The sequence below is a fragment of the Methylomicrobium album BG8 genome (assembly GCF_000214275.2).
Lineage (GTDB): Bacteria > Pseudomonadota > Gammaproteobacteria > Methylococcales > Methylomonadaceae > Methylomicrobium > Methylomicrobium agile.
In genome coordinates, this window is sequence record NZ_CM001475.1 from 3994881 (window position 1) to 4013901 (window position 19021).

At 54.3% G+C, this 19021-nt stretch carries 21 protein-coding genes; 8 read left to right on the top strand and 13 right to left on the bottom strand.

What is annotated here, in order from left to right; translation table 11 throughout:
• Nucleotides 1–1476: 1476 nt before the first annotated feature.
• From amoB to amoC, 3 genes are all read right to left on the bottom strand, one after another.
• Nucleotides 1477–2721, bottom strand: a complete 1245-nt coding sequence (gene amoB, locus METAL_RS17420) for a bacterial ammonia monooxygenase, subunit AmoB (protein WP_005374465.1) — start codon at nucleotides 2719–2721, stop codon at nucleotides 1477–1479.
• A gap of 116 nt (nucleotides 2722–2837) precedes the next feature.
• Nucleotides 2838–3581: a bacterial ammonia monooxygenase, subunit AmoA gene (gene amoA, locus METAL_RS17425; protein WP_005374467.1), complete on the bottom strand. Its 744-nt coding sequence runs from the start codon at nucleotides 3579–3581 to the stop codon at nucleotides 2838–2840.
• A gap of 122 nt (nucleotides 3582–3703) precedes the next feature.
• Entirely contained in the window at nucleotides 3704–4456 is a 753-nt protein-coding gene (gene amoC, locus METAL_RS17430; RefSeq protein WP_005374468.1) for a bacterial ammonia monooxygenase, subunit AmoC, read from the bottom strand.
• Between the two features lie 275 nt (nucleotides 4457–4731).
• Between amoC and METAL_RS17435 the strand changes: the two genes are divergently transcribed.
• Nucleotides 4732–5181, top strand: coding sequence for a hypothetical protein (locus METAL_RS17435; protein ID WP_005374469.1), 450 nt, complete (start codon nucleotides 4732–4734; stop codon nucleotides 5179–5181).
• Nucleotides 5182–5347: 166 nt separating this feature from the next.
• On the opposite strand, the gene METAL_RS17440 is transcribed toward METAL_RS17435, so the two are convergent.
• Nucleotides 5348–5962, bottom strand: coding sequence for a CPBP family intramembrane glutamic endopeptidase (locus METAL_RS17440; RefSeq protein ID WP_005374470.1), 615 nt, complete (start codon nucleotides 5960–5962; stop codon nucleotides 5348–5350).
• A 110-nt stretch (nucleotides 5963–6072) separates the two neighbouring features.
• Here METAL_RS17440 and METAL_RS17445 point away from each other — a divergent pair, with 110 nt between their 5' ends.
• Complete coding sequence (locus METAL_RS17445) at nucleotides 6073–6327, top strand: YcgL domain-containing protein (RefSeq protein WP_005374472.1); 255 nt, start codon at nucleotides 6073–6075, stop codon at nucleotides 6325–6327.
• 7 nt (nucleotides 6328–6334) lie between these two features.
• Here the strand turns inward: METAL_RS17445 and dcd are convergent, their stop codons facing one another.
• The 4 genes from dcd to METAL_RS17465 form a co-directional block, all read right to left on the bottom strand.
• Nucleotides 6335–6901 (bottom strand): dCTP deaminase, encoded by a 567-nt coding sequence (gene dcd, locus METAL_RS17450; protein WP_005374477.1) that lies wholly within the window; start codon nucleotides 6899–6901, stop codon nucleotides 6335–6337.
• Between the two features lie 66 nt (nucleotides 6902–6967).
• The gene (gene mtnC, locus METAL_RS17455) at nucleotides 6968–7660 is read right to left on the bottom strand and encodes an acireductone synthase (protein ID WP_005374478.1); all 693 of its coding nucleotides are present in this window, start codon (nucleotides 7658–7660) and stop codon (nucleotides 6968–6970) included.
• Entirely contained in the window at nucleotides 7657–8217 is a 561-nt protein-coding gene (locus tag METAL_RS17460) for a 1,2-dihydroxy-3-keto-5-methylthiopentene dioxygenase (RefSeq protein WP_005374483.1), read from the bottom strand. The genes mtnC and METAL_RS17460 overlap by 4 nt, the downstream gene beginning before the upstream one ends.
• Nucleotides 8214–8834 carry a methylthioribulose 1-phosphate dehydratase gene (locus METAL_RS17465; RefSeq protein ID WP_005374485.1) on the bottom strand — a complete coding sequence of 207 codons (621 nt, stop codon included), beginning with the start codon at nucleotides 8832–8834 and terminating at the stop codon, nucleotides 8214–8216. Before METAL_RS17465 ends, METAL_RS17460 begins: the two co-directional genes overlap by 4 nt.
• Nucleotides 8835–8982: 148 nt before the next feature.
• On the opposite strand from METAL_RS17465, the gene METAL_RS17470 reads away from it, so the two are divergent.
• The 3 genes from METAL_RS17470 (at nucleotide 8983) to METAL_RS21715 (ending at nucleotide 11787) form a co-directional block, all read left to right on the top strand.
• On the top strand, nucleotides 8983–10119 hold the full coding sequence (locus tag METAL_RS17470) for an efflux RND transporter periplasmic adaptor subunit (protein WP_005374487.1): 1137 nt from the start codon (nucleotides 8983–8985) through the stop codon (nucleotides 10117–10119).
• Nucleotides 10116–10817, top strand: a complete 702-nt coding sequence (locus tag METAL_RS17475; protein WP_005374488.1) for an ABC transporter ATP-binding protein — start codon at nucleotides 10116–10118, stop codon at nucleotides 10815–10817. The genes METAL_RS17470 and METAL_RS17475 overlap by 4 nt, the downstream gene beginning before the upstream one ends.
• 637 nt (nucleotides 10818–11454) lie before the next feature.
• Nucleotides 11455–11787, top strand: coding sequence for a hypothetical protein (locus METAL_RS21715; RefSeq protein WP_005374489.1), 333 nt, complete (start codon nucleotides 11455–11457; stop codon nucleotides 11785–11787).
• 171 nt (nucleotides 11788–11958) lie between these two features.
• Here the strand turns inward: METAL_RS21715 and METAL_RS17485 are convergent, their stop codons facing one another.
• Both METAL_RS17485 and METAL_RS17490 read right to left on the bottom strand, forming a co-directional pair.
• Nucleotides 11959–15036, bottom strand: coding sequence for an efflux RND transporter permease subunit (locus METAL_RS17485; RefSeq protein WP_005374491.1), 3078 nt, complete (start codon nucleotides 15034–15036; stop codon nucleotides 11959–11961).
• A gap of 30 nt (nucleotides 15037–15066) precedes the next feature.
• The gene (locus METAL_RS17490) at nucleotides 15067–15729 is read right to left on the bottom strand and encodes a DedA family protein (protein WP_005374494.1); all 663 of its coding nucleotides are present in this window, start codon (nucleotides 15727–15729) and stop codon (nucleotides 15067–15069) included.
• A gap of 135 nt (nucleotides 15730–15864) precedes the next feature.
• Here METAL_RS17490 and METAL_RS17495 point away from each other — a divergent pair, with 135 nt between their 5' ends.
• A complete protein-coding gene (locus tag METAL_RS17495; protein ID WP_036303741.1) occupies nucleotides 15865–16098 on the top strand; it encodes a hypothetical protein in 234 nt (77 codons plus the stop codon).
• 115 nt (nucleotides 16099–16213) lie between these two features.
• On the opposite strand, the gene yfbR is transcribed toward METAL_RS17495, so the two are convergent.
• Together yfbR and METAL_RS17505 are read right to left on the bottom strand one after the other, a co-directional pair.
• Nucleotides 16214–16825 (bottom strand): 5'-deoxynucleotidase, encoded by a 612-nt coding sequence (gene yfbR / locus METAL_RS17500; protein WP_005374496.1) that lies wholly within the window; start codon nucleotides 16823–16825, stop codon nucleotides 16214–16216.
• Nucleotides 16825–17058, bottom strand: coding sequence for a hypothetical protein (locus tag METAL_RS17505; protein ID WP_005374498.1), 234 nt, complete (start codon nucleotides 17056–17058; stop codon nucleotides 16825–16827). The genes yfbR and METAL_RS17505 overlap by 1 nt, the downstream gene beginning before the upstream one ends.
• A gap of 76 nt (nucleotides 17059–17134) precedes the next feature.
• Between METAL_RS17505 and ylqF the strand changes: the two genes are divergently transcribed.
• Entirely contained in the window at nucleotides 17135–18055 is a 921-nt protein-coding gene (ylqF, locus tag METAL_RS17510) for a ribosome biogenesis GTPase YlqF (RefSeq protein WP_005374499.1), read from the top strand.
• Between the two features lie 162 nt (nucleotides 18056–18217).
• On the opposite strand, the gene METAL_RS17515 is transcribed toward ylqF, so the two are convergent.
• Complete coding sequence (locus METAL_RS17515) at nucleotides 18218–18709, bottom strand: glutathione peroxidase (RefSeq protein ID WP_005374510.1); 492 nt, start codon at nucleotides 18707–18709, stop codon at nucleotides 18218–18220.
• Here METAL_RS17515 and METAL_RS21215 point away from each other — a divergent pair.
• On the top strand, nucleotides 18696–18977 hold the full coding sequence (locus METAL_RS21215) for a hypothetical protein (protein ID WP_213069413.1): 282 nt from the start codon (nucleotides 18696–18698) through the stop codon (nucleotides 18975–18977). The two genes, METAL_RS17515 and METAL_RS21215, sit on opposite strands and share 14 nt — an antisense overlap.
• The last annotated feature ends 44 nt before the right edge of the window (nucleotides 18978–19021 follow it).

Sequence of the window (19021 nt, forward strand, 5' to 3'; positions counted from 1 at the left end):
TTTGTAGGACGCGCCGACGCAGGAGCCGCATCGGTTGCGAATGATGCGTTCACTGCGTTCAGCACATCCAATGGTTCTGACCGTTTCAATTCTCGCTATCGATCAATTTCTACGTCAAAAGCTGGGCTACCACTATAAAAAAACGGTTCGCCAGTGAGCATCAGTATGAGAATGTGGCTGCCAAACAGGATCAATGAGAAGCCTGGCAATCGCAACGCGCTGTGTCCTAGCGGTGTTTCTGGATGAAATCGGGAGCACCACGAACCTGCGCAGCCGTTATGGAGGGGCTTTAGATGGTGCCGGCTGCGTATAGACTGCACCGGAGCCATTGGAAAACTTTGACCTTCATTGCCGGCTTGCGAGTCGCTCGACCGACTGTACCGTGGCGCATGACATCTGTTCCAGATGCAGCAGTTGACGCTGTAATTGAGCCTTGACCCAAGAACCTCAAGGTCTGCATCCAGTTCATTAATCGCCCGGGTGTCCGATTATGTTTCTCTGGCATGGGTGAAGGATGGATGGGACGACGGGGTAAAATTTACGGGCATGATACGCGCGACGCGCTGGTGACGAAAATAAACGTCCGGCAAGCGTCGGCGCATGAACTTCTACCGCTTCGCCAACCCAATTGCGTTACAGTACCGATTTAAGTATTCGGCAAATCAGTGCCAGCACCAAGATCAGTGTGGTGAGGACCTGGTCCCTCTCGTAGTCTAGAGCATTTTCATATCGCGTAAGGGAAGTCCTCACCTTCTGAAAGGTGCCCAGCCGTTAAGTCCAGCCCCGTAGGGTACGCTGTGCGTACCTTTCGACATTGAGGGTACGCACACGTACCCTACGGGTGCAGTCGTCTGGCAATCCCTGACCGGGGCAGGCTCTACCGGAATGACGTGCTTTCCTTTCGAAGGCCATATACCCAAAGCGAAAATGCTCTAAGGATTTCTTTAAGCTTTCGCATTGCTGTCCTCTTGGCTGACATATCCTTTCGAAAATCCGAGGACGCACGTCTTCACGTGCTTGCTCGGCCGCCAGCGCTTTTTTGAATCAACAGCGCACGCAGAGTCTCGTCATGCATCGGCAATAACAAAGGTTGGCTCTCGCGTAAGCTTTGGTTTCCAACGTGCCACTCTCCACACCGCCACTGCTGCTCTGCAACTACTCCACAAACCCACAAACAAAGGGCTTACCTTGAGCCACTGACCGCCTGGGCAATGACCTGCTCTTCGTCGCAGGCTTCGATCACCCGCGTCCTTAAATCCATCGGATAAGCTTTCGACATCAGGACCTCTTTTAACAAAACATGGGCGACGCTTCCAATCGATTAAAGTTTCCGTTTATACGATTTGAAAATGCTTTAGCCTTTCCTACAACCCAATTCTGAATTCTCTCCCATAAAAAAACCCCCGCAACTACTTGAATTGCGGGGGTTCCAATTTTTTAATGATTTATTATTGTTATTAGATCAGCAATCTTCGATTAGATGAAGGTTGGGATCAGAGGACCGTCGATTTGGACCAGTTGCTTGTTGCCGTTTTCGTCGTGGAAGAACAGCAAGCCAGCGAAACGGCTATCTGGGTCATAGATCAAGTCAGCCAGACGATATACTTCCCAAGCTGCGTCAGACGCAGTGACTTGGATAGTTCTGGTTTGGCCTGGAGCCAGTGGGCTGTTGTCGCTAACAGTCAGACCTTCTGGAGCCAACAAGTCATCTGGATAGCCGGTGGTGTCTTCAGTTACGTTAGCATCCAAGAAACGAACGCCAGCGGTGTTGAATTCACCCAAACGGACCGCAGAGTCACCATTGTTGGTCACAGTCAGAGTCATGTTCATTGAACGACCTGGTACACGGTAGGTAGCGTCGTCAATTTTAACGCTAACAGTTGGTGTAGGCAGATCAAGAGGCTTCATACCACGCAACAAACCTGCTTGCAGAGGAGTGGTGATTGGGTATTCAGAGTTGGTTTGTGCCATCGTGAAAGCAACGATACCAATCGCGCCAGCACCGAAAGCCAAAGCGACTTTTCTGTCAGTTGCAGTGATCAGAGTGTCAGCTTTACCAGCTTCCACTGCGAGTTGACGTGGAATGAACATTGGCTTACGCATCCAGTAAACCATCCAAGCCACACCGAAAGCATACCAGAAAGCATGCCAGAAGTAGGTGTTGCTCAGGTTGTAAGTTTCCAGATCAACAGTTTGGCCAGTCAAAGTGGTGATTGGGTTGGTGAACTGGCTCATAGAACCTTCAACCGTTACCCATTTGCCAGGACCGATGATTGGGCCACCGCCTTCTACGTTCATCATGGTGTGAACGTGCCAGTCACCTGGACGGCGTGCTTTCAAAAGAACTTTAAACTCATAGGTTTCGCCCAGTTCCAGAGAAACGGAACGAGGAACCAATTGGCCACCAATCCAAGATCCAGCACGGATAAATACTGGGCCTGGAATACCGATGTTCAAGAAAGCGCTTTCCGGTTTGTCCACAGTTTCTGGCCAGCCTGAGAATACCAGGAACTTACCAGAAATTGTCATTGTATCATTGACTTTAACAACTTCTTTCGACCAGTTCAGATCGTACCAGTGAATAGTACGCATACGCATGAAAGCCGCCTGAGACTTTTCACCGTGTGCGGATGCAGCTGGTGTATAGAACATCGCTGCTGCAACTGTCAGCAACAGTGCGACAAAGGACAACTTTGCTACCTTGTCTTTAATTAACTTCATATATCCTCCTCTAATAATAGAGAATCTATTTATTCTTGAGTATCTAGTTGATAAATTGTTCATTTATCCACTAGCCATTTATTTATTGTGTTACTAGCCTCAGAACCTAATAAGAATTAGGTGGCTTGGGTAAATGCGGTGCTGCCGAACCATTTACCGAAGAAGTGCCACAAGAAGTAGATGATGATACTCACGAAACCAGAGAAGAATGCAGATACTGGAGCAACGTCCTTACCGAAAGTTCTCAGAGTACCTTTTTCAACCATCCGGATATATTCTGGAGTACCGGTTCTTACATAGTGGTAACCTTGCAAGTCAGCCAGGGTCATTACCATGCCGTTGTATTCAACTGGCACGTGCAATGGAGCGATGACCGGCCAGTTGCCAGGATAGAACAACAGGCCATAAGCCAAGCCGCCCAGAACCGCAGTCAACTGCATGCTGTTAGACAGCATCAGAATTACGTCCAGAACGATTGCGCCTGGAACGAATTGTGATGGGAACACGAAGTTAACTGGGAAGTAAGTCCATCCCCAGAAGTTGAAATATCTGTTAACCCATTCGCCGAACAGCAGGCCCAGAACAGCCAGCATTGCGCCGAATGGCAGACGCCAACGATACCACACAACTGCTTGAACAGCGGCTGGGAAAGTAATACCAACGATTGGCAATACGGTTACCCACAGACGACGGTCTTTCCAATCGGTCCAGAAGTCCCAGTCACCACCCGTCAACATGAAGTGAACGTGATAGCCACCGAGAATAATGAAGAACAAAGTAAAGCAAATTAACCAGTCAAACGTGCGTGAAACTTTGACAGCTTCGGCACGTGAACGTACAGCTGATTGAGATGCGCTCATTAGCTTACCTCCTAAAGGGTTTAAAATTATTTTTATACTATCTTTCTCTATGCCGTTTCGCCTATTGGAACTTGAGCGAAACGGCCAGGAGATAGTTATTTTACAGGCTACAGCTTAAAGAATTAAGCCAAGTCTTTTTTCAGCAATTTCGCAAGTGCTTGAACTTCGATGCTCAGAACACCCAATGCACCCAGAGCCGCCCATCCGAAGAATACGAAGCCATAGTGCAGAGGAGCAACGAACAACTCTTCCATAAACCAGAAAGTGTGACCCCACTCGTTCAAACCAACATTTGGCAGAATCATGAATGGGCCGACAACAGATACCATATATTGAATGGAGAAACCATTCGCATAAGTAGGCAGTCTGGTTTTTGCATACAGCAAGGAAGCGCCACCGGTGATGATGTAGATTGGGTAGCTCAAATAGAATTCGATGATATGGCTTGGAGTGAAGTCAGTATCACGAACGATCGTTTGATGCCACGTGCCATCTTGTTCGGTGAAGTAGCTAGCGCCAAAGTAAATTGCAGTCGCGTAGCAGCACAGCCAGATCCAGTGAGTAAAGTGTCTTCTCAGTTCTTCTCTTGGAGTGATAGACATGACTTTACGGTCACGGGTTTTCCAGATGTAGCCCCACAGAATACCTGCGGTTGATACTTCCAGTACGAACTCGATGTACAGGAAATTCATCCAGTAGGTTTCGAATTCTGGTGCGAAAGAGTCAAGACCGGCGGACCAGCCATAAACACCTTCGTACCAACGAACCCAAGCATAGAATACGTTGTACAACGCGATGCCCAGGAACAGATTTCTTTTATTTAACAGCGGTGCTTCCGCAGCATCAGCTTTCACTGATTCAGTTGTAGCTGCCATTTCTACCTCCTAAAAATTTAACAATCCCCAGCTATTTGGCTGGGAGTTTCTTGTTCAACTCCATTTCCACATTCACTGGCTTTTGGCCAGGAACCGCACCGAGTCCAGTTTGGTGAGCGGTCAGTTTACCAGCTCGAAGCACCTTGTCAAGACAAAAAATATTTTCGTCAAAAAAATCGCTCAGCACTCAAACAGGCCGGTATACTAGCGTACGATTAATGTATTGATTTCTGATACAATTGTGATGATAAAACTAACCATTGGCGCTTTCATTCATGAACAATTTTTTTAAAAAACATCCTTTTCTTCTACTCGTGGGCGGTCTTGGCTTATTGATTGTATTTCAAAGAGAAGCGGTCATGCCTCTCGTAACCGAAGTTATCAAGTCCGATGCCTTTTTAGTCGACAGCAAAGACCAAGGCAGCCAGCTTCCCATCTCCACGGAGATGACGGCGATTGCATTCAACCATTGCAATAATTACATCAAGTCGGAACTCGATTCCGATATTTCCGTAACATTCACGAACAAGCCGGTCAAAGCTTGGAGCTTGGGCAATTACCAATTTCTGATTAACGCCGACATCAATATCACTGACGAATCCGGCAACATGACCACGAAAAGATATGTTTGCCGAATCACTTATGACAAGGGAGACGACCAGGAAGGCGTCCTCGATTTTGACAACTGGACGATGGTAGGCGTCTCCGGCATTGATGAGATCTAGCGGAACAGCCATTCATGTTTTTTAGCGGCGGTTGCCGATTGAATCGGCAATTGGCTGTATGGGCTGCCGCCCGGAGCCGGTCCAGCTACCGGGCGTAAAAAGAAACGAATGCCGGTCAATTGAGCCCCAGGGAAGGCGGCTCAACTAGCCATCCCCATAGACTCCTTTACGGCTTATCGCCGAACTCCCGCTTCGTCCGATTCAGCCTGTAAGTCTTTATCAAAGCCCAAAAAGCCCAGAAATCATACAGCGCATGGATCACTACCGGCGTGAGCAGATTCCGCTCCACCCCGTAATCCATCGACAAACTCAAATAGATCCCTATCAAAAACGCGAGAAAGGTATAAAGCGGCGTAACCGCGTGCGCCAGGCCGAACAGAACGTTGCAACCGACCAAACCCGCACGCATTCCCAAAACAGCCTCCAGCCACGGCTGAATCAGACCCCGGAAAAGAATTTCCTCCGACAATCCCGCTATCGCGGCGAGCATCAGCAAATCGGCCCAGTGCCGCCGATGCAGGCTGGGACCCAGCGTTTCGAGCAATAACCGTCTGATTTTCTGAAACGCCTCTTGCTGCCGCAGTTCCGCCAGATGAAACAACACGATCATCGGCGCCGTGCCGATAATTCCGTATAAAATCGCGGCCTCGGAGAAAAACAGCTTTGCAAACGGGTTGATGCCCGCTATCCCACCCAGGATGAGAGCGACCAGGATCAGCGAGGCCTCGAAACAGCAGGCCTTGAGAAAAAAATCCCGAGATTTGAAAGTGGATTGATTCATCGAGGGAGAGAAGGAATAATAGTGTGACAACTCCCCGTTATGGCTTGCTGCAAACCCGCACGGCCGGACCGTAAACTTCGCTGCATACGTTTCGTATCCTTACTTTAAACATGCACTGTTTTATTTATAAAAGCCTCCAAAAACAAGACCTTTATTTATTTCTCCGAAACCAGGACGATTTCTCCTGCCTGCCGGAAGCCTTAAAGGCCTCTCTGGGCAGAATGGAATTCGTTTTCAGCCTCGAAGTCACGCCGGAACGGAAACTTGCAAGCGCCGATCCGGTTTCGGTGATCAACAATTTAAATGAGCGGGGCTATTTCCTGCAATTGCCGCCCGTGCTGACCAAGCCCGCAACTTTACAATGACCACCTGTCACGCGCGCGGCAGAGTCACTCCGATTTGCCCCTGGTATTTGCCGCCGCGGTCTTTATAAGACGTTTCGCAAACCTCGTCGCTGCCGAAAAACAGCATCTGCGCGACACCTTCATTCGCGTAGATTTTCGCAGGCAGATTCGTCGTATTCGAAAACTCCAGCGTCACATGCCCTTCCCATTCGGGTTCGAGCGGCGTCACATTCACGATAATCCCGCAACGCGCATAAGTCGATTTGCCCAGGCAAACCGTCAGCACATCCCGCGGAATACGGAAATACTCCACCGTCCGCGCCAGGGCAAACGAATTCGGCGGAATGATGCAAACATCGGACTTCACGTCGACGAAACTGTTCGAATCGAAATCCTTCGGATCGACGATCGCGGAATTGATATTGGTGAATATCTTGAACTCGTCCGAACAGCGCACATCGTAACCGTAGCTCGACGTCCCGAACGAGATGACCCGCCCCTTTTCGGAATCTCTGACTTGGCCGCTTTCAAACGGCGTAATCATGCCGTATTCGGCCGCCATGCGGCGAATCCATTTATCCGATTTAATGCTCATCGCAGTTTTAAAACCTTAAATAAAGATACAAACATAAAGGGCGCATTGTAACAAATAACCCTAAAATCACCGATCGTTTGAAAAAACGATCTCGATCTGATCGAAATCCTGCGCCTGGCGATGCTCCGCATCGGAATCCGGTTTGCCATCGCGGACCAGCCAGACGGTGTGGAATCCGGCCTGCCTCGCCGCATCGAGCTCTTCTTTGATATCGGACAAAAACAGCAAAGACTCGGGCAACAGCCGCAGCTCGTCCGCAATGCGCCGGTACGAATCGACCTCCCGCTTGCCGCCGATCCGGGTGTCGAAATAGCCCGAAAACCAGGGCGTCAAATCGCCGTAATCCGTATGCGAGAACAGCAGTTTTTGTGCATGCACCGAACCCGAAGAATAAATGTAAAGGCCCAGCCCGCAAGCCTTCCACGCCTTCAGATTTCTTTCGGCATCTTCATAAATATGACCGGCGAAGGCGCCTTTCCGGTAGCCTTCTTCCCAAATCAGCCCCTGCAGCGCCTTCAGCGGCGTGATTTTCTTATCCTGATCGATCCATTCGATCAATTGCGCGATTGTCTGCCCGAGGTCCAACTCTTTTCCTGCCTCCCAGGAAACATCGCGCAGTAATTGCCGCACTTCGGGATCGTCCGCATGATCCCGCACAAACTCGGCAATATGGACCCGCGCATAGGGAAACAGCACGTCTTTAACGAAAGACAGCGACGACGTCGTGCCCTCGATATCGGTAACGATCGCTTTGATCATGATAAAGCGGCAACGTATTGATCGAAAGTCGGAAACGATCGGGCAATGTCGCTGCCGGTAAACGTGGCCACCCAGCCTTCCGGCGTAGTGAATAGCCGGATACATTTGAAACAGGGATTCTCCCCCATATCAAACCAATGCGTCGTGTTGGCCGGCACGCTAATCAAATCGCCTTTTTCGCAAAGTATTGCATAGACCTTATCACCGGCATGCAGATAAAACAGCCCTTTGCCGTCCACAAAAAATCGGACCTCGAAATCTTCATGAATATGCTCGGCCAGAAATTTTTCCCGAAACGCCGCCTTTTGCGGATGATCGGGCTGTAGGCTGACCACATCGGCGGACTGGAAGCCGTACTGCAGCATCAGCCGCTCGACCGAATCCCGGTAGGCTTCGATGACGGTTTCCTGATCGGCATCGTCCGCCAGTACACGGTTCGCGGTCCAGCGCTCGAACTGCACGCCGATCCGGCTCAACTCGGCCGCAATATCGGAATAGTCGGTGTACAAGGCTCCCGATTGCGGCTGATTATCGGGATAAACGGTTAATGCGCTCATGATCTGTTCGCTCCGTGCAGGCGTAATTCACAATCAAACAAATAATCGAGGGCTTCAAGATGCCGTAAGGTTTCGTCGATCGACTCCCCCCAGGTATAAACCCCATGCCCGGCAATCACGTAGCCGTAACAGTCCCGATGCCGGTCCAGGTAGCGTTCGGCTTCCACGGCAAGGCGCGGAATATCCTGGTCATTGGCAAAGACCGGTATGACCAGACGGGCTTCGTGAGTGCCAATTCCTCTGAAAGCCTTCAGCAGTTCATAATTTTCGAGCACGATCTCGCTCTTGAAAATTCTGGAAACCAGTACCGAATGCATCGTATGCGGATGCAATACGCAATTGACGGCGGGAAAACGCTTATACAGGGAAGTATGCAGCAGAGTTTCCGCGGACGGTTTTTTGCCGTCGAGCGGATTGGCGTCCGCATCGATCAGCATGATGTCCTCGATTTGCAGGCGGCCTTTGTGCTTGCCCGAAACGGTGATTGCAATCGTGCCGTCCGGCAGCCGAACCGAAAAATTGCCGCTGGTTGCCGGAACCCAGCCTTTGCCGTCGATAAACCGCCCCGCTTCGCAAAGATCGGCGGCGGCGTTCAAAAATGCTTCGCTGTATTTCATGAAATCATGATAAAAAATGCCTGTCGGCGTATTCGGACAAGATTATAAGTTGAGATCGCTAAAGAATGTAAACTTAATAGCGTAAAATAGCCGCGCCGGCAGACTTGCAGCCTTTTCTCTCTTGTCTCGTCATCCCACTGAAGCTTCGATGCGCAAAAAAACGCTGACCACTTTGGCAATCCTCGCCATCGCCTTCGCGCTGGCAGTCTATTATAAACGCCCCGAGCCGGTGGAGGTGAAAATCGTCAGCATTGAAGAGGGCGAAGTCCGGTCCACCGTTTCCAATACCCGCGTCGGTACCGTCAAAGCCTGCCGGCGCGCCTATCTGGCGCCGGCAGCCGGCGGCCAGGTTGCCCAACTGAATGTCAAGGAAGGCGATAAAGTCCGGAAAAACGAATTATTGATGGAAGTCTGGAACCATGATCTGAAAGCGCAACTCGCGCTGCAGGAAGCGCAAATACGCGCGAACCATGCCGCCGCCGAACAGGCCTGCCAGTTGAAAGGCGGCGCGATCCGGGAAGCCGAGCGCATTTCCCGCCTGCAAAAGTACAACCACATCGTTTCGGAAGAGCAGGTCGACACGAAAGTCACCAACGCCAAGGCCCAAAGCGCCGCCTGCCTTTCGGCCAAAGCGGCCGTCGATGTCAGCCAGGCCAGCCGGGATGCGGCCAAGGCCGCCATCGAACGGACCTATGTCGAGGCGCCGTTCGACGGCACGGTCGCTGAAATCAACGTCGAACTCGGCGAATATGTGACGCCTTCGCCGCCCGGCATCCCCACTCTCCCCGCCATCGATCTGCTCGACGTCAGTTGTCTGTACGTGTCCGCGCCGATCGACGAAGTCGATGCCCCGCAAATCAAGACCGGCATGACGGCCTATGTATCGCTGGATGCCTTTCCCGGCAGGCGCTCGCTGGGCACCGTCTCGCGCATCGCCCCCTATGTGCTGGAAAAGGAAAAACAGGCGCGCACGGTCGAAGTCGAGGTCAAGCTGACCGATCCGAAAGACTTGCAGGAATTGCTGCCCGGCTACAGCGCCGATATCGAAGTCTTGTTGGCCGGCAAGCCGAAGGCGTTGCGCGTACCCGCCGAAGCGGTGATCGAAAATCATAAAGTCCTTTTGCTGAATGAAAACGGCGTGCTGGTAGAACGCACGTTCAAACCCGGCCTCGCCAACTGGAATTATGTCGAGGTGCTGGAAGGCCTCAAGCCCGGCGACAAGGTCGTGCTGTCGGTCGGCCAGGAGGGCGTGACCGCAGGCGCGCGGGCACAGGCAAAACCGTGATCGAGCTCGCGCACATTCGCCGCACCTTCCAAGTCGGCGAACAAACCGTCCAGGCGCTGGACGGTGTCAGCCTTTCCATCGCCAAAGGCGAATATGTCTCCGTGATGGGACCGTCCGGATCGGGAAAATCGACCTTATTAAACGTGATCGCGCTGCTCGATCAGCCTTCCGAAGGCCGTTACCTATTGAACGGCCGCCCGGTTACCCAGCTCAGCGACGACGAACTCGCCAAGGTCCGCCGCGAAAACATCGGCTTCGTGTTCCAGTTTTTCCATTTGATCCCGCGCCTGACCGCCGCCGAAAACATCGAAATGCCGCTGATCCTGGCGGGCGTCGCCCCCAAAAAACGCCGACAAAAGGTAGCCACGGCCCTCGCCAATGTCGGCCTGGAAAACCGCGCCCACCACAAGCCAGACCAGCTCTCGGGCGGGCAGCTCCAGCGCGTCGCGATCGCCCGCGCGATGATCATGGCCCCCGAAATCCTGCTCGCGGACGAACCGACCGGCAACCTCGACAGCCAGTCCGGCAAGGAAATCATCGAACTCCTGGAAAGCCTCAACCATCAAGGCGTTACACTGGTGATCATCACGCACGACCCGTCTATCGGCGGCCGGGCGGCGCGCAAAATACGGATCGTCGACGGCAAAATCGTCAACGCGGCCGATCACGCTTCGAGCACAAACAAACCGAATCCGTAGCCTCCGCCCAGTCCTGAAACCCTGCCGCCCGCCCGGATGATGGATGCTTCTTCTTTTCCTGACGTCCATCCATTCGCCTCGGCGAAAACTCAGCCTCTTTGCAAACCGATGTTTCACCTCTCGCCCTACCCGCCCGGCCTATAGCTCGGCACCTGCTGGATTTCCGGGCAAAACCCTCCTTATCTTACTAATTTATATGGTTTTCTAAGGCTGGAAATTATCCGGAAGCTCGGGTAAATTATCGCCGGTCATTCCTTGACCGGGGTTATTTGTTGTAACTCGGCTGTATCGACCCGTGAATGCGCACGGCAAATTCAATTGATGGCGCCTTCATAATCAATATCCTGACTTACGAGAAATAAAATGAAAAAATAATTTTATTCGCGGCGGTTTCCGAAATCCTGTATCTCGCCTTTTCTTTTTCCCTATCGCAAACTTACGGACACTGGTCCATTCCGGGAGAACTGATTCGGACCAAAAGGAAACGTTAACGCCGCCTTTCGCCGCGGCAATCCAATTATTCTTTTTATTTGCGATCGTTTATACCAATACAGAAAATGAAACCGCGCTCTGGCAACTCGTCTTCTTTATTTCGGGCCTTGCGGCCGGCCTGAGAGAAGAGCTGTTTTACCGGGGCATGATCCAGAAAACCCTGCAGATGAAATACGGCTACACGCTTTCGCATCTGCAATACCTCTACCAAGGCCAGTTCCGGGAACTGGCGCTGATCGCCTTCGCCGGGATCATCTTCGGCAGTATTTTCATTCATACGGACAGCGTGCTGTTCGCCGGACTCGTTCACGGCCTCTATGATGCGATATTGTCGGCCAATCTCGTCCCGTTCAGATTGAGCTATAACGCCTCGCTGCCCATCCTGTTTTTAATCACGACGCTGTTCCTGATGCTGTATGCTTTCAAACGCGCTTCCGTACCTTACAACGAAGATCAGGACGGCTTCAGCCTGTCTTAGCGGCTCTTTTCGAAGCAGGGGTGACCGACGGTTAGCGCCTGCCTTCCCTACAGCGGACGGCAGACGGGCTTTGGTCAGATCGCCCTGCTTTTTTGTCCGATAAGCCAGTAAATCCCTTCCGTCTCAGCCCACTCTAGGTTTCGCATGACACCGGTGAATACATCCGAAAAATTATTTTCCGAAGCGCCCGTACCTCAGCAGCATCCCCGGCAATAACAGCAAATTCAGCGCGGTCGAAGACACCAGCCCGCCGATGATGATCGCCGCCATCGGCCCCATGATTTCGCGGCCGGGATTGTCGTTGTCGAACGCGATCGGAAACATCGCCAGCGCGGTGACCAGTGCAGTCATCAGGATCGACGGCAATCGTTCCTGGGCGCCCTGCACGGCCGTGTCGAAATTCCAGGCCTTTCGCTCGATCTCGATCAAATGCCGGTAATGCGAAAGCAGCATGATGCTGTTGCGCACGGTAATCCCGAACAGGGTCACGAAACCGACCAGCGAGCCGATCGACAGCGTCGCGCCGGTAACCAGCACGGCCGCAATGCCGCCGATCAGTGCGAACGGCAGATTGCACAGGGTCAGCAGGACATGCCGGAGATTGCCGATCGCCAGATAGATGAAGATCAGCACGCCCATGCCGGCCAGCGCCGAATGCACGATCAAATCCGCGCGCGCCTTCGCCTGTTCGACTGCCGAGCCGGCGAACTCGATATAGCTGTCGCCGGTTTCAGGCAGATCTTTCGCAATCCTGGCTTTCAGGTCGGCCATGAACGCATCCAGGTCCCTGTCCTGGACGTTGCAGGTGACCGTCTGCCGCCGTTGCGCGCCCTCGTGCAGAATATTGTACCGGGTCAGCCCATAGTGGATATCCGCGACCTGAGCCAGCATGATCAGCTTGCCGTCCAGGGTTCGGATCGGTAGTTCCGCGAGCGCTTCGGGCCGTTCGCGCAGTTTCGGCGACAGCGCCACCGCAATATTGAAAATCCGGTTGCCTTCGAGCTTGCGTCCGGTGATCTGCGTCTCGTAGGCAATCCTTAACGTATCCAGCACGGTCTTCGGCGTGACGCCCCAAAAGGTGAGCCGGTCGGGATTCATCTCAATCCGGATCTGCGGCGCACCGGGCGGCGAACGCACCTGCACGTCGGAGGCCCCTTCGATCTCCTGCAGCAAGGCGGCCAGTCGCCGGGCTTTCTCGTCCAGCGCGTTCAGGTCGTTGCCGTAGATGTTTACCGCGACCGGCGCGGTGTAGCCGGAAATTGTCTCGTCGATCCGCTCGGTCAGGAAGGTGTTCGCTTCGTACGAAATACCCGGAAAATCGTCCAGGACGCCGCGGATGCGTTCCAGCACTGCGCCCTGCCCGGAGCCGGACATCGGCTTCAGACGGACTTCATACTCGCTGTAATGGCTGCCGTAGGTATCGGCACCGCGCTCGGCGCGCCCTGCCCACTGCGACACCGATTCGACGCCCGGAATTTGCAGCATTTGCCGAGTCAGCTGCGTGCCGATCCGAATCGACTCCTTCAGGGACGTGCCCGGCAGACTGCTGGTATGCACGATGAAATGGCCTTCGCGCAGTTCCGGCAGAAACTCGCTTTTCAGCGCCGTAAATGCCAGGAGCCCCGCCAGACAGATGCCCAGGCTGCCGCCGATCACGAGGTTGAAGCGGTGGTAAACCGCGTCGAGCAGCGCCCGATACCGGGGCTTCAGGCGTTTGATCAACGGAGGATCGTCCGCTGTATAGGTCGAACGGCCCAGCAGCAGATAACAGAGCGCCGGCGTCAGCGTCAGCGCGACCAGCAGCGAGACAAGAATCGCCAAAATGTAGGCATAGCCGAGCGGCGCGAACAGACGGCCGGCCACCCCCGGCAGGGTCAACAGCGGCACGAACACCAGCGCCACGATGAAGCTCGCGTACACGACCGAGCCGCGTACTTCCAGCGAGGCGTTATAAACGATCTCCGACACAGGCATCGGCACAGGCGACAGGCGGTTTTCGCGCAGACGGCGGAAGATGTTTTCGGTGTCGATGATCGCGTCGTCGACGACTTCGCCGAGCACGATCGCGAGCCCGCCGAGCACCATGATATTCAGGCTCATGCCCGCTTCGAGCAGCACGATCACCGCACCGACCAGAGACACCGGAATCGCCAGCGCCGCAATGAAGGCGGTGCGGAGACTATACAGAAACAGGTACAAAATGAGCGCCACGAACAGCCCGCCGATCAACAGATGGCCGGACAGATTCGACACCGAGCGTTCGATATAATCGGCAGGCCGGAACAGGTGCGGATAAAAAGTAATGCCTTGCTGTTCGAACAGGCGGTCGAATCCGGTCAACGCCTGTTCGACCTGGCGGGACACCGACAGCGTATTCGCGCCGTACTGCCCGATCACCATCATCACGATGCCGGCCTTGCCGCCGATCTGCGCCGCGCCGATCGGCGGCTCCGGCGCATAGGCGATCGCCGCCGCATCGCCGAGCGTGACGTTCATGCCCTTGTCGCGCTTGACGATGATTTTCGCCAGCTGTTCGGGCGTGGCGGCACTTCCCGCCGTTTGCAGAGTGAAACGCTGGTTGTGGTTTTCGATGAAGCCGCCGCCCTGGATCACCCCCGCCTGGGAAGCCGCCTGCGTGATGTCTTGGAGCGCCAGATTGAATTTGCGCAGCCGAACCGGGTCGACCTGAACCTGCAATTGCTTGACGTCGCCGCCGAACACATTCACGTCCGCGACGCCGGGCACCGCGAGCAGGCGCGGCACGATCGTCCAGTCGACCAGGCTGCGCAGCGCCATCAGGTCCTTGCTGTCCGACGTCAGGCCCAGCGTCAGCACGGTCGCCGAGGAGGAGGACAAGGGCACCGCAACCGGAATCACGCCAGGCGGCAAGCGGGAAGGCAATTCGGCCAGACGTTCCCCGACCAGTTGCCGGTTGCGGTAGATATCGGTCTCTTCGGCGAAATTGACCGTCACGATCGACAGCCCCTGGATCGACTCGGAACGGACCGTTTCGAGTCCGATCAAGCCGCTGACCGCCATCTCGACCGGCTGCGTGACCAGGATTTCGACCTGCTCGGCCGACAGGCCCGGCGCTTCGGTTTGAATGATCACCCGCTTCGGCGAAAATTCGGGAAAGATGTCGAGCCCGGCGGTCGCGAAGCGGTAGCCGCCGTAGCCGAGTATCATCATGGCGATCGCAATCACGACGCCGTGGAAACGAATCGAAAAACGGACGAGCGCTGCCAGCATGCGTTATCCGCCCTGCCTAGACAATGGCCGTTAAACCGATGCGGTTTCTGAGGTTTTACTACGGAAATTCTTCCAGATCTGATGCACGATCGGCAGCAGCGAAATCGCCACGATGCTTAAAATCACCAGTTCGAAATTCTTCTGCACGATTTCCAGATTGCCGAACTGGTAGCCCAGCATCGTCAGGCCGCCGACCCAGAGCATCGCGCCGCCGATGCAAAAGCCGAGATAACGCACATAGCACATGTTGCCTGCGCCGGCCACGAAAGGCGCGACAGTCCGGACCAGCGGCACGAAGCGCGCAATGATCACGGTGCGGCCGCCGTATTGTTCGTAGTAGGCCTCGGTGCGCTCGATGTACTCGCGCTTGAAGAAACCGATTTTTTCCCTGGCCTTGATTTTTTGGCCGAGAAACCGGCCCACCACGTAATTCACATTGTCGCCGGTCAACGCGGCCGCGATCAACAGCACGATCAGCACGTAAATGTCCAGTTGCCCGGTGCTGGCGGTCAGCGCGCCGGCCGCGAACAACAGCGAGTCGCCCGGCAGCCAGGGCATCACGACCAGACCGGTTTCGCAGAACACGATCAGGAACAAAATCGTATAGGTCAGCACGCCGTATCGGGCGAAAATGTCGGCCAGATGCGCATTGATGTGCAAGAAGAAGTCGAGAACGTGGGTCAATATATCCATAAAAAAATCGAGTTATAAAAGCAATCGGATCAGGAGCCGAACGCTCGACTTCCAAGAAAAGCATATTGATGAAGCTGGGACACATTATATAGAATAACCGATCCATCCCCCGAATCCATGAGACCGCCGCAAGCCATGTTAAAACAAGTCAAAGATTCACCCAAACTCGAACAGTTCAAAGCCCGCCATCCGAACGCCAATGTGGTCGTCATCGTTTTCGCGATCGTGATGTTATGGCGAGGCGCGTGGGGATTGCTCGACACCTACCTGTTCCCCGGCTCGCCGACCTTGAGCTATCTGGTCTGCATCGGCCTCGGCGCCGCGATCCTGTATCTGGATAATTTCAGCATCGACAATCTGAAGCGGTAAGACCCGTTCCAGAGTGCCGTAGCCTCGATGCAGTGCAACGAAGCCGAGGGGGGAACCTAAATCGGAGACGGCATTCCTCGATTTCGCTGCGCTTCATCGAGGCGGCGCCCATCGATTACGTCCTCATCAACCCGTCCAGCGTCAACCCGCAGCTCGGCGCGAACGCCTGCATGAAAAACACCACTTCCGGCTGCCGGTAGCCGGCTATCGTTTCGGCCAGTTCCTGCGCGGCGGTTTCGAATTCGGTATTGCCAGCCTTCATCTCCGCCTGGCATTTCAGATAAGCGGAGATCTTGTCCGCCGCCTTGATGATCCGGACATGCTCTTCGGGCATCGCGTCATGCAGGATCAGCGTCTCGAAATCGGCCTGCAGCTCGGACGGCAAGAGTTTCAAGAGTTCCTTCTCGGCCTGCTTTTCAATCTGCTTGTAGGCGACGTTGATCGCTTCGGAATGGTATTTGATCGGCGTCGGCAGGTCGCCGGTGATCACCTCGGTAATGTCGTGATAGAGCGCCGCGGCCGCGACCGCGTTCGCGTCGAGATTGCCGCCGTAGTAGCGGTTCTTGATCAACGCCAGCGTATGCGCGATCACCGCCACTTCCCAGCTGTGTTCCATCACGTTTTCGTCGTGCGCGTTGCGCTTCAGCCCCCAGCGCTTGATCCACCGAAGCCGCGACAGATAGGCGTAGAAAGGGGTCGAAACCGAGATTTTTGCCGCATCAACCATCAGAATTCTTCCACAAAGGTGTTGTCCAGCGGCGTCTGCACGTAATGCCTGTGTTCCTCCCAGAAATAATAGTAACCCTTGTCGGTCGAAGTCGCCTTGTCGTTTCTGACGATCCGGGTCTTTTCGGTGTTGCCGCCCCTATATTCGACCACCTTGCGCGACATCCGGTTAAACCAGTCCTGCGAACATCCCGTCAACAGGGCGAACGGGACAAAGGAAATCAATTTTTTCATGAGGTCTTCGATCAATTTGGCGTGACGATGGGAATTTTGATGGTTAAATATAGCATTTTGCCCTTCCCGACACATCATGCAGATTCAGTGGTATCCCGGCCATATGCACAAGGCCGGCAAGGAAATAAAGGAAATCCTGCCGAAAACCGACATCGTGATCGAGGTGCTCGACGCGCGCATTCCGTTCAGCAGCGCCAATCCGCTGCTCGCTTCGCTGCGCGGCGACAAGCCTTGCCTGAAAGTACTGAGCAAGAGCGATCTGGCCGACCCGGAACTGACCGCCGTCTGGCAGGATTACCTGGAACGGGAGCAAGGCGTCAAAACGCTCGCCCTGACCAGCCGCGAACCCGAAAAGATACGCAAAATTCCGGCGCTTTGCCGGAACATGCTGGCCGGGCAGATGCAGAACGACCGGATCGTGCACGCGCTGATCATGGGCATCCCGAACGTCGGCAAATCGACCCTGATCAACATCCTGGCCGGCCGCACGGTCGCCAAGACCGGCAACGAGCCGGCCGTGACCAAGACCCAGCAGCGCATCGCCATCGGCAGCAACGTCGTGCTGCTCGACACTCCCGGCATGCTCTGGCCGAACATCGAAAACAGGCACAGCGGCCTCCGGCTCGCCGCCACCGGCGCGATCAAGGACACCGCGCTGCATCATGAGGCGGTCGCCGCCTTCGTGGCCGGCTACCTGAACCGACAGTATCCCGACTACCTGCGCGAGCGTTTCCGGCTGGAGCGGATTCCGGAATCCGACGAAGCGGTGCTGGAAGCGATCAGCCGCAAACGCGGCTGCTTGCGCGCCGGCGGGCAGATGGATCTGGACAAGGCGGCCAAAATCCTGCTTGCAGAATTCCGCGCCGGTACAGTGGGACGAGTTACCCTCGAAACGCCGCCGATGATGGAACAGGAACTGGCCGAAGTGACTGTGATCCGGGAGCAAAAGGCGAAGAAGAAGCGTTTGCGCAAGCTGAATAAATTATCTCATGAATAATTAAACACCCATTCTTTAACCTGCAACATACTACGCGGACTGCCAGTCATGGCGAATCCGCCTGCGGATGTTACGGGATGATCGAGCCACCCTTCAAGGTCGATGGCCGGCTCCGGCGCGGCAATACCGCCAACCGTATTGCCGGCTCGATCTTGCGCCCGTTCAAACCGGCGGCAGCAAACCTTCTATGGCAGCGGCCAGTTGCTCGGGTTTGGTCGCAGAACCGTAACGCCCCACGACGTCTCCTTGCCGGTTCACCAGAAACTTTGTGAAATTCCATTTGATCGCGGTCGAGCCGAGAATGCCCTTCGCCTGCGCCTTGAGATACCTGAACAGCGGATCGGCCTGTTCGCCGTTGACCTCGATTTTCGAAAACATCGGGAAACTGACCCCATAATTGACGGTGCAGAACGACCGGATATCTTCCGCATTGCCCGGCTCCTGTGCGCCGAACTGGTTGCAGGGAAATCCCAATACCGCCAGTCCCCGGTCGCGGTAGCGCCGGTACAGCTCCTCCAGCCCCTGGTATTGCGGCGTAAAGCCGCAGCGGCTGGCCGTATTGACGATCAGCAGCACCTTGCCGCGGTATTGATCGAGAGAGGCCTCGGTGCCGTTCAGAGAAGTTACCTTAAAATCATAAATGGAAGTTGTCATCGTTTTTCTCCTTAAAATTGTGAACACACATCAAGAAATCGGACTGTCGTACCGGCGCGCGCCGTTTTTGCGGCTTGCCGCTCCGGGCGGCTCTTGCCGGGTCTTTCTCGGACCCAAAATGACGGAAAGCGATTCGGAATATCGCGGGCATCCCCTATTTGCCCCAGAGATTTCTTTTGAAAACAAGCTGTCGACCATCTCGCCGAATCCTGAATCAATTATGGCGCCGAAATCTTCCCCGCCGCTTACTGAAATGATAAGCGCCTGAATTTTCTCTATTTCAAAAATAACATTCGATTCTTCGATATTAAA